The 12,894-nt window shown below is 41.7% G+C and carries 11 protein-coding genes; 6 read left to right on the top strand and 5 right to left on the bottom strand.

Annotation, left to right across the window (positions count from 1 at the left end; genetic code table 11):
• Positions 1-129: 129 nt before the first annotated feature.
• On the bottom strand, positions 130-1,560 hold the full coding sequence (locus AC6R00_RS18795; protein WP_500641539.1) for an alanine/glycine:cation symporter family protein: 1,431 nt from the start codon (positions 1,558-1,560) through the stop codon (positions 130-132).
• 707 nt (positions 1,561-2,267) lie between these two features.
• On the opposite strand from AC6R00_RS18795, the gene AC6R00_RS18790 reads away from it, so the two are divergent.
• On the top strand, positions 2,268-2,450 hold the full coding sequence (locus AC6R00_RS18790; protein ID WP_004744935.1) for a DUF3545 family protein: 183 nt from the start codon (positions 2,268-2,270) through the stop codon (positions 2,448-2,450).
• 36 nt (positions 2,451-2,486) lie between these two features.
• On the opposite strand, the gene AC6R00_RS18785 is transcribed toward AC6R00_RS18790, so the two are convergent.
• From AC6R00_RS18785 to nfo, 3 genes are all read right to left on the bottom strand, one after another.
• The gene (locus AC6R00_RS18785) at positions 2,487-3,038 is read right to left on the bottom strand and encodes a hemerythrin domain-containing protein (protein WP_500641538.1); all 552 of its coding nucleotides are present in this window, start codon (positions 3,036-3,038) and stop codon (positions 2,487-2,489) included.
• Positions 3,039-3,138: 100 nt separating this feature from the next.
• Positions 3,139-3,825, bottom strand: coding sequence for a uracil-DNA glycosylase (gene ung, locus AC6R00_RS18780; RefSeq protein ID WP_500641537.1), 687 nt, complete (start codon positions 3,823-3,825; stop codon positions 3,139-3,141).
• 244 nt (positions 3,826-4,069) lie between these two features.
• The gene (nfo, locus tag AC6R00_RS18775) at positions 4,070-4,963 is read right to left on the bottom strand and encodes a deoxyribonuclease IV (protein WP_500641536.1); all 894 of its coding nucleotides are present in this window, start codon (positions 4,961-4,963) and stop codon (positions 4,070-4,072) included.
• 322 nt (positions 4,964-5,285) lie between these two features.
• On the opposite strand from nfo, the gene grcA reads away from it, so the two are divergent.
• Positions 5,286-5,663: an autonomous glycyl radical cofactor GrcA gene (grcA, locus tag AC6R00_RS18770; protein ID WP_049842864.1), complete on the top strand. Its 378-nt coding sequence runs from the start codon at positions 5,286-5,288 to the stop codon at positions 5,661-5,663.
• A 591-nt stretch (positions 5,664-6,254) separates the two neighbouring features.
• The gene (locus AC6R00_RS18765) at positions 6,255-7,256 is read left to right on the top strand and encodes a TetR family transcriptional regulator (protein WP_500641535.1); all 1,002 of its coding nucleotides are present in this window, start codon (positions 6,255-6,257) and stop codon (positions 7,254-7,256) included.
• A 64-nt stretch (positions 7,257-7,320) separates the two neighbouring features.
• Here the strand turns inward: AC6R00_RS18765 and AC6R00_RS18760 are convergent, their stop codons facing one another.
• Entirely contained in the window at positions 7,321-8,388 is a 1,068-nt protein-coding gene (locus tag AC6R00_RS18760) for a 3-deoxy-7-phosphoheptulonate synthase (protein ID WP_500641534.1), read from the bottom strand.
• Between the two features lie 379 nt (positions 8,389-8,767).
• Between AC6R00_RS18760 and AC6R00_RS18755 the strand changes: the two genes are divergently transcribed.
• The 3 genes from AC6R00_RS18755 to AC6R00_RS18745 are packed head-to-tail and all read left to right on the top strand — an operon-like array spanning position 8,768 to position 12,826.
• Positions 8,768-9,388, top strand: coding sequence for an isochorismatase family protein (locus AC6R00_RS18755; protein ID WP_500641533.1), 621 nt, complete (start codon positions 8,768-8,770; stop codon positions 9,386-9,388).
• Positions 9,388-11,316, top strand: a complete 1,929-nt coding sequence (locus AC6R00_RS18750; RefSeq protein WP_500641532.1) for an anthranilate synthase family protein — start codon at positions 9,388-9,390, stop codon at positions 11,314-11,316. The genes AC6R00_RS18755 and AC6R00_RS18750 overlap by 1 nt, the downstream gene beginning before the upstream one ends.
• Positions 11,317-11,344: 28 nt before the next feature.
• Complete coding sequence (locus AC6R00_RS18745) at positions 11,345-12,826, top strand: MFS transporter (RefSeq protein ID WP_500641531.1); 1,482 nt, start codon at positions 11,345-11,347, stop codon at positions 12,824-12,826.
• The last annotated feature ends 68 nt before the right edge of the window (positions 12,827-12,894 follow it).

Raw genomic sequence — 12,894 nt, 5'->3', positions numbered from 1 at the left:
GTTATAACCTAAATAATTGGAGCTGTTGCTAGGCGGCAAATCAATTCAGCCCTATGAGCATAGTGTTCCCATGTGATTAGGGGAATTTATGCGGCCAACGACGCTACAGCTTCAAGTATGACGGTTATATTAATCTTTTTTGCTCTGATCCCAGATACCATCCTCAAGCTGAGACTTCAGCTCTGGGAAGTCGTTTGAATCAAACGTCGGCACTTTACCTTCGTCTAGCTGACGGTTGTAGTCTTTCGCTAGCTTAATAACGATGCCTGATAGCAGAATAATCGCCACCAAGTTAACTATCGCCATTAGACCCATGGAAACATCTGCCAGAGCCCATACGACTGGTAGAGAAGCCACAGCACCAAACATCACCATACCCAAAACGATGATACGGAAAATACCAAGGCCCGCTTTGTGGTTGTGCTCTAAGAAGATTAGGTTGGTTTCTGCATAAGAGTAGTTGGCAATGATTGAGGTAAAGGCAAAGAAGAAAATCGCCACAGCAACAAAGATGCCGCCCCACTCACCAACTTGAGAACTCAAAGCCGTTTGCGTTAACTCGATACCTGTTACTTCACCGTGTGGTACATATTCACCCGACATCAGGATGATAGCTACGGTTGCCGAACAGATAACGATAGTATCCATAAAGACACCTAACATCTGCACGTAACCTTGTGATGCTGGGTGTGGAGGATATGGCGTTGCAGAAGCCGCTGCGTTCGGAGCTGAACCCATACCCGCTTCGTTTGAGAACAGACCGCGCTTAATACCGTTGATCATCGCCTGTGCGATTGCGTAGCCAAGACCACCGGCGGCCGCTTCTTGCAAGCCAAATGCACTCTTGAAGATCAGTGTAAGAACGGCAGGAAGTTTCTCTAAGTTAGTCAACATGACGAACATCGCCAGCAGTAAGTAAGCCAGTGCCATAAGCGGAACAATCAGCTCAGCCACTTTAGCAATACGCTTGATGCCACCAAAAATAACAATCGATGAAAGTAATACTACAGCGATACCTACGTAGGTATCTTCCCAACCGAAGGCATTGTTCATCGCATTAGCGATTGAATTTGCTTGTACTGCATTGAAAACTAGGCCAAAAGCGATAATCAGGAATACAGAGAACAGTACCCCCATCCAACGCATACCTAGACCTTTCTCCATGTAGTACGCTGGACCACCGCGATAGTTGCCATCATCATCTTTGGTTTTGTAAAGCTGCGCTAAGGTACTTTCGGCGAATGATGTTGCCATACCTAACATAGCAATTAGCCACATCCAAAAAATAGCGCCAGGGCCACCCGCAGTTAAAGCGACAGCAACACCAGCCATGTTACCTGTACCAACACGTGCAGCTAAACTTGTACAAAGTGCTTGGAAAGAAGAGATACCTGCTTTATCTGCTTTACGGCTGTTTTTTAGAACAGAGAACATATGGCCAAAGTGGCGGAACTGAATAAAGCCCAAACGGACTGTAAAGTAAATTCCCACACCGACCAGAAGGTAAACAAGAATAGAACCCCATAAAAGGTCATTCATTAAATTGATTAAGTCTGTCATAACATCCTCATAGTGAGTTTTCGCTGACCTCTGCGTCCAAGCCATCCATCTAACTGCTCGACTAAGTGTCAAGATTGCTTAGCATTGATTTTGTTGTTTTATGCAGTTTAGACCTGTAAAACTCGCTTCGTGCTTCCATTTTACGTGTCAGCGTATTTTTTGACGGGCGGATAATGCAGTGAAGATGTGGAAAAATCAATATGAAAATAACTGCGTATAATTGTTATTTTTCACCATATCATCACCACCAATTAACACGCAACAACACAAAAAACCAACAAACCACAAACAAACAACAAAAGAAATCACAACATCACACATATTAAGAAACATAATTTCATATGTGTCGTTAATCCATCGAATCCCCTTGCTAGATAAGGCGTCAAACCTCAATTACAAAATAATAGCCTGTAAAATGAGCTAACTTGATGACCAAAGATGCTCGCCTGATTGAATATCCACAATAGTGATAGTGATGTGCACACTGAATTAACATTCTCAAATGTTCAATTTAATCGTTTTCGTCAGTTTAAGTGTTCAAAAAAGCGCCAGTCCGATAGCAAAAATTTGTGACTTGCTCGGACAATATGCGTAAAAACTTCATTGAAACGTAACAAATGAGAAACGAATCAAAGTTACTGTTGTTTTGAATATGGTATTAAAAACCTACCCCATTTAGAGGGATAAAAATCATAAAGAGGTAGCTTATGGAAGGCTTAAACTTTGAAGAACTATTGGAACAGGACTTTCCCAAAGGACGCACGGCTCGTTCAAAACCCGTGAAGCGCAAATGGCGCGAAATTGAGGCGATAAAAGACCGTCAGCGCCTTCAAAAAGAGCTGATGGACATGGATATCGGCTTTGATGATCTAGATAAACTCGAATACTAAAAAAAGAGGCGATTGTTCGCCTCTTTTTTGTTTTCGCTAGATACACTCATGCTCAGTTTGGTGGATTCGTTCCGCTAGCTGAGCATATTCCTCTGCGATTGTTTCACCGAACACTGGGTCGTCTTCACAAACGCTCCATTGCTCTTCTACTGCCTGCCAATCTTTGACCGTGAACTTCTCTATTAAATAAGGAAAGACACGTTGTTCCTCGGTCTCAAGGTGGCGCTTCTGTGCTTCTAAAAACTGCTCAAGTTGTTCGATAAACATATCTTGGGGAACAACCGCATCTTGCAACACCATATCAACCACGTTTAAGAAGCCATGAGTCTTTTCCGATAGAGTCTGATGCTCAAGCTCTAGATTATCAATCTCATGGTGGTGGCCATAGTGCTCAAGATAATAGCGGTAAAGGATGTCCTCTTTAGGGTGGTGCACTTTTTCGGAATGATTGGCGAGATAGTCGACCAGCTCTCTAAGCACACCATAATTTACCTGACGCTCACTCTTGAGCATCGTAAGTTTATGGCGTAACACGGCTAATAAACGCACCATATAACCGTGCTCACGCCTAATCCTTTCAATCATCATAGCGTTTCTCCTTAACACCTACTTTTACTAAGTGTATAAGAGATACTACTGATGTGCTTTGAGCTTGTTCGAAATTTAGGCAAACGTCATAGAATCCGAGTTACTCTTCTATTTGTAACGGCAATCGCCACTCAATCATTTGTTTACCTTGTTGTTGCAATATTTGGTTGGTCTGCGAAAAGTGACGGCAACCAAAAAAGCCCCGATGAGCAGAGAGTGGCGAAGGGTGAGGTCCAGACAGCACAAAATGTTTGTCGCGATCGATAAAGCGCCCTTTTTTCTGAGCATGCGCTCCCCAAAGCAAAAACACCACGCCCGATTGGTGCTGATTGAGCGCTTCTATGACTTTATCCGTAAAGGTCTCCCAACCCGTTTTAGAATGTGAGTGCGCTTTGCCCTGCTCAACCGTCAAAACAGTATTCAGTAGCAACACCCCTTGCTCAGCCCAACTTTGCAAGTAGCCGTGCTGCGGAATTTGAAAGCCTTCTATATCTTGGGCAAGTTCTTTGTACATATTGACTAAAGACGGCGGCGTCTTGACCCCAGGTAGCACAGAGAAGCAAAGCCCATGCGCTTGGTTTGGTCCGTGGTAAGGATCTTGGCCGATGATCACGACCTTTACATCTCCAAACTCAGTGGCACGAAAGGCGTTAAAAACATCTTTCGCTGGCGGGTAAACGACCTTACCAGCCGCTCTTTCTTGCTCAACAAATGCCAGTGTTTGCTGAAAGTATTCTTGCTGTTTTTCTGCTCCAATAACATCTTGCCAAGTCAAAGACGCACCCATGCTCTGTTCCTCTTACTAAATATCTGCCTCGATTTTGGCAGAATATGTAAAAGGAACAAGGTATTTAGAGCTAAATTAACTAGTTTCTCTGCGGGGTACGATAATGACCTTGACCGGTAATGTGGCGATTCGGTGCAGGTAAGCGCGCTGGGCGTATACTAATGTGTCGGTATGAATATGGCATAGTGGCATCCTCATAATATTGTTTCATTGAAAACTATGAAAAATTGATGCCATCTTTTACTTAGTTAGCGATTTCTATTTGCGCTTGTGCGTGAAAAGCACGTAACTGATCGATCTCATCAGGCCAAATCTCAGGCTCAATCGTTTCTAAGATCAGCGGGATAGAATCAAAACGAGGATCTTTTGCGATGTACTCAAAACAGTCCCAACCAATCTCTCCTTTACCCAGTGCATGATGCCTATCGACCTTGCCGCCTAAGGCAATCTTTGAGTCGTTAATGTGCATTGCCCTTAAATAATGCATACCAACAATACGGTCGAGCTCAGCAAACGTTGCCTCGCAGGCATCAAAGCTGCTCAAGTCATAGCCTGCGGCAAAGGTATGGCAAGTATCAATGCAAACACCGACCCGAGACTTATCCTCTACCTGCTCGATAATCTCCGCCAGATGTTCAAATCGCCAGCCCAAATTTGTACCTTGCCCTGCAGTGTTCTCAATCACAGCAATAACATTGGGCACAGTTTGATGAGCAAGATTGATTGACTCCGCTATTCGCGCTAAACACTCTTTCTCAGATATCTTCTTTAAATGACTCCCAGGATGAAAATTGAGCAGTGTTAACCCCAACTGATTGCACCTTTCCATCTCATCTATAAAAGCCGCGCGAGATTTAGCTAGTTTCTCTTCTTCTGGAGCGCCAAGGTTTATTAAATAGGAATCGTGAGGAAGTATCTGCTCACTACTGAAGCCTAACATTTGGCAATTTGCCCGAAACGCTCGGATGGTTTTCTCTTCTAACGGTTTTGCCACCCATTGGCGTTGATTCTTAGTAAATAGTGCAAAGGCATTCGCGCCAATTTCTCTCGCTCTTAGCGGCGCTTGATCAACACCACCAGCAGCAGAAACATGGGCTCCAATATACTTATTACCAAACTGATTTTTACGCATTGTCATTTAATCACTTTATACTTTCAGACTATGAACCTATTTACAGTCACTTAGGTGACTCAGTTCAATTTTTAAACTTACTTTGTAGTAAACTTACTACAAAACTAGTTATTAAATATTTTTTATATTATCAAATATATTGTAAATATATTGTTTTTAAAGGTTTTATTGATTTAGGACAATAAATAACCTTTAGAAAAATGATGTTTTTGGTTGTTTTTTGACTTAAATCAATATTATCATAAGGGATATTCGCTATATAATACGTAGCTCAATAAAATTCGAAAATTAACACCAATAAACCACTAAAGTGGACTAGGAGATAGTGATGATCCAAGGTATTCAAATTACAAAAGCAGCTAACGACGATCTACTGAACTCAATCTGGCTTTTAGACAGCGAAAAGAACGAAGCGCGTTGTGTAGCTGCGAACTCTGGCTTCGAAGCAGATCAAGTTGTTGCAATCAACGAACTAGGCGAATACGAAAGCCGTGAAGTTGCTATCGAAACAGCACCACGCATCGAAGGCGGTCAGCACCTAAACGTAAACGTACTTAAGCGTGAAACTCTAGAAGACGCAGTGGCTAATCCAGAAAAATACCCTCAGCTAACTATCCGCGTTTCTGGCTACGCGGTACGTTTCAACTCTCTAACTCAAGAGCAGCAACGCGATGTAATCGCACGTACTTTTACCGAAAGCCTGTAATCTATCCAAGAGTTAAATATAAAGGCGCTGTACATCAAGCGCCTTTTTGCTATCTATTGAACTAAGAAAATCTACAGAACTTGTTTTTCTCAACTCCCCACTCATAAAAGTCGCTACACAGTTAAAACTCAAACGGAGCCTCACCCAGTTTTCTCCTAAGTAAGAAGCCAGTTTAGGGAGCGTAATGTCTTGATTCGTGATCTCAATAACTTCGCACTCATGAGTATGCCAGAGCGTGTTCATCGACTTCAGGACTGTATAGCGGTTCATTTGAAGCTAGCCTGATTGATACAGATAGCCGAAATCTTATGATAAAATCTTGTTACGAAAAACAATATTGCCCGCTAGAAGCACGAATTGTTCGCCTAAAAAACTGAGCAACCGACAAAGTTAACGATCAAAAATGGAAGTTTAGTAACGGAAAGTTTGTGCTAACAGAAACTCCACCCACAATACACATAAGCAAGCCTAAGCAATATGCATGTTGAAATTTTTCGGTATTCAATGAGGCTGATAGTTGGCACTTATAGTTAAGTGACGACATTTGCGCTGTGACGTGAGATGCAGAAACAATTTTAATTGAGGTATTGAATGATTTCATTTGCAAATAAGCAATTTCCACCTGCAACCATTATCATGGCTCTTCGATGGCACGTGTATAATAAATTGAGCTATCGAGAAATAGAAGAATTGCTAAATCGACGCGGTATCAATGTAGATCACGCCACAGTACAACGCTGGATTTCGGAATTCTGTCCTAAATTTGAAGGTAGTTTTTTTGAGGCTTCCCCACTTAAAACTTCTCCTTGGCGAATGGAACACAAAGAAATAAAGGTTAAGGGAAAAAACGTATTCCTTTATGAAGCCATTGATAAAAATGGTGTTTTAATTGATTTTCTAATAACAAATCGTATTGATGAGTCGATGACGAGACAGTTCTTTCAAGATAGCATGCATCTCGCCGATAAAGAGCCTCCTATTGCTCCGAAAGAAGTCAATCGCAGAGAAAGAAAGAAGCAAATGGTAAGGAATTCTCTTTTGGAAGCTTCCTACCAACTTTTTGTAAGTAAAGGCTTTGATGAAACTCGAATTGAAGACATTACAGACATTGTAGATATTTCGAGTCGAACATTTTTTAGGTATTTCTCTTGTAAGGAAGATCTCGTACTTGACTACTACGAAGTAGAGCAAAAAGAGATTTTAGTTGCTTTGGCTTCAAGACCTATGAGTGAATCAATCTATACTGCAATTCGCAAAGCTGCAGTAGAAGTGACCAAAGGTTGTGAAGAGGGTAGCTATGGTATTGATCCAAAGCGATTCACGACAATTAGAAGTCTGATACGTAAGCACCCTATGGTATGTGCGAGAAAACTTTCTCGTTCAGATAGCTATAACCAAGCACTTAGCGATCTCATTGCCGCTAGAATGGAAGTGTCGATGCTCAAGGATATTAGACCCAGGGTTCTAGCTGCGAGTATCGAGTTTGCATACAGCACTTCCTATGATCTATGGAAATCCGAGAGTCAAAATAATAAATCTTATTACGAAGTGCTCAATGATGTTTTTTTATTTTTGGAAAACAACGAATCATGAATGCGTAATTATCAAGTATTGATTAAGGAGAAACAAACTCTCCTTAATCGATTTAAATTATTGACTAAGCAACTGAAAGTAGATTATAGCGTTTATTTTTTATCGCATTAGCTAAAACGTCGATTATCTGCAACGTATCATCCAAACATAAACAATCATCTGTCACTGACTTCCCTTTTATCAGCTCATTTGAATTTATACACTGGTTGCCAGAAACCAAAAAGCTCTCAATCATCACACCTGAAACATTATCCTCTCCGTTGGAAATTTGCCAAGCAACATTATTGGCAACTATAGTTTGATTCTTTGCAACTTTCCCACTATTACCATGACTGCAATCAATAATAACCCTAGAGTTCAAGTTGTTATCCTTTAATTTTTTAGTCACATTTTTCACGTGCTTCTCTGTATAGTTTGGCTCTTTGCCACCTCGAAGAATTATATGTCCAAACTTGTTTCCTGATGTCGTTATTGCAATGGGACTCCCCTTTCCACAAGAGGTATATAATACGTGAGGCTCTAAAGATGAAACAATTGCATCTATAGCAATATCAATATTTCCATCGGTACCATTTTTAAATCCTATTGGACAAGGAAGCCCTGAGGCCATCTGCCTGTGAGGTTGTGATTCTGTAGTTCTAGCGCCAATAGCCCCCCAACAAATCAAATCAGAAATATACGGAAATAAGCCACTATCAAGAAATTCCGTGGCGGTCGGAAGCCCAAGGTTTAGAACTTTCTCTAAGAAACTTCTCGCTTCATATATACCCTTGCGAACATTAATCCCATCGGTTAAATCAGGCTCAATAAGCAACCCTTTCCAACCAACTCTGGTTCTAGGCTTCTCAAAATATGTCCGCATTACTATTAGCAAGTCTTCACTATACTTATCTGATATTGACGCTAGTTTCTTTGCATACTCAAAGGCATCAGATGTATTATGAATAGAACAAGGACCTACAATAACCAATAACCTTTCGTCTTCACCGGATATTATACTTTCTATTTCCTGTCTCTTTTTTGAAATAAATTCCTGTATTTTTTCTGAGATGGGTAGTTCATCTATTACCTCTTCCAAAATAGGTAAATTTTGATAGTTTTCATAATTAATCCGTTCAGCCAAACCACGCATTAAATAACTCCTCCTTTATTTTAGAAATAATTAATTTCACAAATCAGTTCCCTGGAATATGAGAGGCCAAATAATGATTGCTGTTTTTTTTCCTGTCAATAGTGAAGTGTCGCATAATCCTATACATTTTCTATTTCATCAAAAGTATTAATAAGAGATGCGAGACTTGTATTTAGTGGGTTTAGTGTGTTTTTTATCTCCAAGGTACTAATAAATATGTATAAAGTTAAATTTATTGATATGTGACAAGTTTCACATATCAGCAATAAGCTAGGCAAATACTTCTTGAAAAAAAGTGTCAGCAACATAAGTATGACAGCCAAAGAAAAGTGTCACGGACTGACACTTTATACATTCTTAATGTTTATAAGGGAAAGTAATGACTGGTATTCCAAAAATTTCACCGTATCCAATACCCAATAAAAATGAACTTCCAAGCAATCGCGTAGATTGGCAGTTTGATCCAAAGCGCGCTGTGTTATTGGTCCACGACATGCAGAACTACTTTGTCGAACCGTTTTCTGAAGAAATGCGCTCTCTCTTGACAGCTAGAGTCTTTAAACTCGTGAGCTACTGTCATGATAAATCAGTTCCTGTGTGTTATTCGGCACAACCAGGCTCGATGACTGGTAAAGAAAGAGGATTACTTAAGGATTACTGGGGAGAAGGAATGTCTCGTGACGCCTCTCATACATCGATCGTCGAACCGCTTTCTATTCGAGAGAATGATTGGCAAGTTGTGAAATGGAGATACAGTGCGTTTCAAAAAACGAACCTTTCCCACATGATGCAAGAAGCCGGGCGTGACCAGCTAGTTATTTGTGGCGTTTACGCTCATGTTGGTGTGTTAATGACCGCTGTTGATTCGTTTTCCAATGATTTTGAAACCTTTGTCGTCGCAGACGCTATTGCTGATTTTTCCCGTGAAAATCACCTGCTCGCTCTCGACTACGCTGCACGCAATTGTGCAGTGCTCACAACAACAGAGGAGTTCGTGTAATGGAGGTATGCGCTTCAACTCATGCTTTTAATCGAATATTAAAGGAAAGCTCTCAACCATTTGCAATCATACAACGCTCTGAAAATGGTAAAGATGGTCATATTGACATCATAAATGGAAAAATATCAGAACTTGAAGTTCTTTCTGATATCGATCGAACCAATAATAGCCCTACTCCTTATTCCCAGCTGGTGCTCGTTCCTTATCGTCAAATAAGAGAAAAAGGGTTTGAGTATGTTGATGATAAGACGCCGTTACTCTCTCTCTCTATTCAAGATCATCATACGATGACGTCTAGCACTTTTTTGTCATTGGCACCAGAGCTCGACATTGCTCTGGTAAATGAGCATTTCGATATAGATGATCATGAATATCAAAGCATCGTCACTCGGATCATTGAAGACGAAATTGGCATGGGCGCAGGTGCAAACTTTGTGTTGAAGAGGAATTTTCAGTGCCAAATTAACAACTTCGACCGCAGCTTGGCACTGTCTTTGTATCGTAAGCTCATCGAAAATGAATCGGGGTCTTACTGGACATATATTGTTTTTACTGGTGAGCGCTACCTTATTGGGGCTACGCCAGAAAGACACGTCACTTTGAACAACCAATCTGCTGCAATGAATCCGATTAGCGGAACCTATCGCTACCCAAATTTGGGCCCTGATAGGCATAGCTTTGAGCAGTTCTTAGATAACGGCAAAGAGAAAGACGAACTCTTCATGGTTGTCGATGAAGAACTGAAAATGATGTCTAGTATCTGTGAGCACGGAGGTGCTGTTCTTGGCCCCTTTATAAAGTCAATGTCTAAGGTCGCCCATACAGAGTATTTAATACATGGGCAATGCCATTTCTCACCATCAGAGGTTCTCAAACAAACCTTATTTGCCCCCACAATCACAGGAAGTCCATTAGAAAACGCATGTAGAGTGATTCGCAAATATGAGCCGGAAGGGCGCGGATACTATAGCGGCATCATTGCATTGGTAGGAAACGACGCATCCGGCCTTGCTACCATGGATTCTGCCATCCTTATTCGTAGTGCAGACATTACCCTTCAAGGCGAGTTAAAAATTGCTGTTGGTAGTACACTGGTTCGCCACTCTAACCCCAAAGAAGAGTCAGAAGAAAGTCGAGCTAAAGCTCAAGGTTTCCTCTCTGCAATTAAGAAGCAAACCAAAGGTAGACACACAGAGGACTTTCACTCATTTTTTGAACACACCACGCTTCAAGAGAAGTTAACGGCTAGAAATGCTCTAATTTCACCATTTTGGCTCACTCATGCCGAGAGAAGACAGAGTTCACATCCAAACACGTCCCAGTACCGAGTGCTTATCTTAGATGCTGAAGACACATTTACTTATATGATCGCTCATCAGTTTCGCGCGTTGAACTGCCAAGTTACCGTCAAGAGTTGTGAAGATAAATACGATACTGATGATTATGATTTGACTGTTCTCGGTCCCGGCCCAGGAAATCCTGCGGATTTTACCGACTTGAGAGTCACCGCGCTCAATAGAACATTAAACTATCTTCTTGAGCATCAAAAGCCTTTCATTGCCGTATGCCTAAGTCATCAAATCCTATCGATGAATTTGGGCTTTCAAGTTAAAAGAAAAGAGCAGCCGAATCAGGGCGTCCAGAAACAAATTGATCTATTTGGTTCTGCTGAAAACGTCGGTTTCTACAACTCTTTTTCTGCCTACGTGCCAGAAGATCACAGCAATAGATATTTTTGCAAAGGCATTCGCTTTAGCTACGACTTTGACTCCCTAGAGGTTCATGCGCTTCGTGGCGAGCACTTCGCATCATTTCAATTCCACCCTGAATCTCTTCTGACTCAACGAGGTATGGAGATTTGGCAAGGTAGCCTAAAACGTCTTTTAGGCGATAACAACACAATAATCACTCACAACGCAGTAGCTTAGTTTAATTAAAACCGGAGATTAATATCAAATGGATGATATAGCAGTAAAGCACTCTAGTGCTTCCGATAGTGCAACCCAAAAAGCTTGGTTAGGCTTGCTTATGGTTTTAGGCCCTGTCGGTCTCGTCGCCATGGACGGCTCAGTCCTTTATTTGGCCATGCCCAAGATTACTACGGCACTGATGCCGACAGCAGACCAAGCCCTTTGGATACTCGATATTTACGGATTCATAGTTGGTTCCTTACTTGTGGCATTCGGTAACATTGGTGATCGCTTTGGTCGTTTAAAACTGATGATGATTGGGGCACTTATTTTCGGCTTAGGTTCAGTCGGTGCTTCCTACTCCACCTCACCAGAAATGCTAATTGGATTTAGAGCGCTAATGGGGCTTGGTGGAGCGACTTTACTCCCTTCCGGTTTAGCTATCGTGAGTGAACTCTTTCCTAACCCAAAACAAAGAGCTCAAGCCATAGGTATATTCGCAGCAACATTTGCAGGCGGTTTTGCAGTCGGACCTTTAATTGGAGGGCTTTTACTTGGTAAGTTTGCTTGGGGAGTGGTTTTTCTTATCAATATACCCATAGTTGTACTATTTCTGATTTTTGCTCCAATTCTACTAAAAGAAGTTAGAGATGAAGGTGTTGGTAAAATTGATCTACTAAGCCTCGTGCTCTCTTTTGTCGGCATGCTGTTATTTACTTATTCAATTAAAACCGCAGCGGCTGAAGGTTTTTCAACGGAGCAGATGTTAACAGGTGCCATTGGCGTGTTCGCGATGCTTTGGTTTATTCGCCGTCAACGAGTACTTGATGACCCATTACTTGACCTTTCGCTATTCAAAGATCGTGTTTTCACCGTAGCAATCCTAACAGGGCTTCTTTCTCTCGTTGTTTGGTCTGCAACTGGCTACCTTGCGGGAATTTACCTTCAGTCAGTTCTAGGGTTGCCTGTTCTAACTGCCGCTTTGGTCACCATTCCAGGGGCTGTTGTCTTAACTGTCACATGTGTTATCACCAGCAAAATTGTTGAGCGAACCGGAAGGAAGTATGGCTTAGTTCTCACCCATTTTTTGATCAGTATCGGCTCATTTATTCTGTTGTTTACAACAACCGATAATGGGGTATTGCTATTTATCGCTTCAACCATAATTGCTGGAGTTGGCTATGGCCTATCTTTTAGTTTGGTTGCTGATATTGCAGTTTCTGCTGCGCCACCAGAGCGAGCGGGTGCAGCCGCAGCGATTGCAGAAACAAGTAATGAAATTGGGAATGCGCTTGGAATTACACTGTTGGGCTCATTGGCAGCACTAACGTTTCGTATTTCAGGACCGGGTGAAGCAGGGACTTTAAACGAAACTTTAGATGTAGAAGGGATCTCGATTGACACCATTGCACATGCTCAAAATGCCTATCTGGAAGGGATGCACCTAGCATTAGGTGCTGCCGGGATCATGACGCTAATCGTGGGTATTCTTGCCATTATTTGGGTTCCTAGAACACTCCCAGAATAATCTTTTCAATTATCTACCGCTATGCCTGAACGAACTTACCTTCGTTCAGGCTCTATACACTATTCGGA

This window comes from Vibrio sp. R10-SF1-ISO8 (genome assembly GCF_059833805.1).
This window is presented reverse-complemented; position numbering and strand designations above follow the sequence as displayed.

Bases quoted from the DNA above. Each gene is read 5' to 3' on its own strand.
- AC6R00_RS18795 (WP_500641539.1), bottom strand. From the start codon at position 1,560: ATGACAGACTTAATCAATTTAATGAATGACCTTTTATGGGGTTCTATT.
- AC6R00_RS18790 (WP_004744935.1), top strand. From the start codon at position 2,268: ATGGAAGGCTTAAACTTTGAAGAACTATTGGAACAGGACTTTCCCAAA.
- AC6R00_RS18785 (WP_500641538.1), bottom strand. From the start codon at position 3,038: ATGATGATTGAAAGGATTAGGCGTGAGCACGGTTATATGGTGCGTTTA.
- ung (WP_500641537.1), bottom strand. From the start codon at position 3,825: ATGGGTGCGTCTTTGACTTGGCAAGATGTTATTGGAGCAGAAAAACAG.
- nfo (WP_500641536.1), bottom strand. From the start codon at position 4,963: ATGACAATGCGTAAAAATCAGTTTGGTAATAAGTATATTGGAGCCCAT.
- grcA (WP_049842864.1), top strand. From the start codon at position 5,286: ATGATCCAAGGTATTCAAATTACAAAAGCAGCTAACGACGATCTACTG.
- AC6R00_RS18765 (WP_500641535.1), top strand. From the start codon at position 6,255: ATGATTTCATTTGCAAATAAGCAATTTCCACCTGCAACCATTATCATG.
- AC6R00_RS18760 (WP_500641534.1), bottom strand. From the start codon at position 8,388: ATGCGTGGTTTGGCTGAACGGATTAATTATGAAAACTATCAAAATTTA.
- AC6R00_RS18755 (WP_500641533.1), top strand. From the start codon at position 8,768: ATGACTGGTATTCCAAAAATTTCACCGTATCCAATACCCAATAAAAAT.
- AC6R00_RS18750 (WP_500641532.1), top strand. From the start codon at position 9,388: ATGGAGGTATGCGCTTCAACTCATGCTTTTAATCGAATATTAAAGGAA.
- AC6R00_RS18745 (WP_500641531.1), top strand. From the start codon at position 11,345: ATGGATGATATAGCAGTAAAGCACTCTAGTGCTTCCGATAGTGCAACC.